The organism is Microcoleus sp. AR_TQ3_B6 (assembly GCF_036702785.1).
Taxonomy (GTDB): domain Bacteria; phylum Cyanobacteriota; class Cyanobacteriia; order Cyanobacteriales; family Microcoleaceae; genus Microcoleus.
In genome coordinates this window covers 1-2106 of the sequence record NZ_JAUBVJ010000220.1, presented here as the reverse complement: position 1 = coordinate 2106, position 2106 = coordinate 1, and the positions used below count along the sequence as shown (strand labels likewise).

1 protein-coding gene is annotated in these 2106 nt (G+C 54.8%); it reads right to left on the bottom strand.

Features of this window, described 5'->3' with window-relative positions; all coding sequences use genetic code 11:
• A partial coding sequence (locus QUB56_RS36770; RefSeq protein ID WP_332961283.1) for a condensation domain-containing protein occupies positions 1–2106 on the bottom strand: 2106 nt, incomplete at both ends.

Below are 2106 nucleotides of genomic sequence, written 5' to 3'. Positions count from 1 at the left end.
TTGGGGTAATCCACCTGGGTGTCATTCCACTCCACCAACAACTGCTGGCGCTCTGGCTGTGTCAGCAGCGGCAAGTCCGATAGATGTAGAGCCGGATTCTCGACAATGCCTTCAAGCAACGTTTGAAAATGTCCTAGCATCCGGCTAATGGTAGCGGCATCGAACAAATCGGTGTTGTACTCCAACGATCCCACCAAACCCTGCTCGGTGTCTTCCATTGCCAGGGTTAAATCGAACTTTGCCGTCGAGCTTTCTATCTCCAGGGAGCTTAAGGTCAGGTCTGGAAGTTCCAGAGCTGGCATCGGGGCATTCTGAAGGACAAACATGACCTGGAACAGCGGATGGTGGCTCAGGGAACGCTCGGGCTGTAGTGCTTCCACCAACTGCTCGAAGGGCAGGTCTTGGTGGGCATAAGCACCCAAAGCCACTTCTCGCACCCGACCCAGTAATTCCTGGAAACTCGGATTTTCAGACAGATCCGTGCGCAGAACCAGCGTGTTCACGAAAAAGCCAATTAAATCCTCGGTTTCGCTGCGGTTGCGGTTGGCAATCGGAGAGCCGATACAGATGTCCTCTTGTCCGGTATAGCGGTACAGCAACGTCTGGAATGCCGCCAGTAGGGTCATGAACAGGGTGACGCCTGAGCGCTGACTTAAGGATTTGAGCTTTTGGCTCACCGACTCCGGGAGAGCCAGAAATTGGGTCGCGCCTCGGAAGGTCCCGACTGCTGGTCGCGGTCGGTCTGTGGGTAGCTTCAGCAACGCCGGAGCCCCAGTCAGTTGTTGCTGCCAGTAAGAAAGCTGAGCTGCTAACACTTCTCCCTGTAGCCACTGACGCTGCCAGTGGGCAAAATCCGCATACTGGATAGGCAATTCGGGTAACGGTGAAGGCGAACCGGTCGAGAAAGCTTCGTAGAGTGCCGCCAGTTCTCGGATCAGGACTCCCATCGACCATCCATCGCTGACAATGTGGTGCATTGTCAGCAGCAGTATGTACTCGGCTTCACGCAGCTGTAGCAGTGTTGCTCGCAGCAACGGCCCAGTAGTCAGGTCAAAGGGCTGCTGTGCTTCCTCGGTAGCCAGCCGCTTGACCAGGGCCTCCTGTTGGGCTTCTGGCAACGATCGCAAATCTACCAACGGCACACTCAAAGCTTTGACTGGGGCTATAACCTGGATTGGTTCTCCACTTACCATGGTGAATGTGGTGCGCAGAGCTTCGTGGCGCCCGACGATTTCGTTAAGGCTCTGTTCCAGTACCGCTACATCGAGCGAACCTGTAAGACGCACTGCTGCTGGTATGTTGTAGGCCCAGCTGCCGGGTTCCAATTGCTCCAAAAACCACAGCCTAGCTTGAGCAAAGGACAGAAGCATTTCTCCGCACCGCTCCACGGGCAGCAGGGGCGGTACCACAACAAGCTCTGTCCGAAGGAATGCCTCCAGACGCTGACTTAGTCCAGCTACTGTGGGAGAATCAAACAGACTACGTAAAGGAAATTCTACACAGAAGGTGTCGCGCAGTCTGGAGATGAGCTGGGTTGCCAGCAAGGAATGCCCACCCAAATCAAAGAAATTATCGTGGATGCTGACCTGTTCCACGGCCAGAACGTCAGCCCAGATTCCGGCGACCATCTCCTCTACGGGAGTTTGAGGCGCTACATAAGCTCCTTCCCCCTCGGGTCTGCTGGTATCAGGAGCCGGCAGGGCCCTGCGGTCTATTTTGCCATTGGGTGTCAGTGGCAGAACGTCCATCAGCACGAAGGCACTAGGTACCATATACTCGGGCATCTTCTGCTTCAGAAACTGTTGTAGCTTGGGAATCGTTGGTGCAGTTGCCTGGTTGACGACTAAATAAGCTACCAGACGCTTGTTGCCTGGTACATCCTCTCTAACCACAACCACCGCGTCGTTTACAGCCGGGTGTTGACCCAGCACCCCCTCGATCTCTCCTAGCTCGATGCGGAAGCCTCGAATTTTGACCTGGTTGTCAAGACGACCGAGAAACTCGATGTTTCCATCACTCCGGTAGCGAGCTCGATCGCCAGTCTTGTAGAGGCGTGCGCCCTTTTTGTTGCTAAACGGGTTGGGAATAAACCTCTCGCTGTTTAGA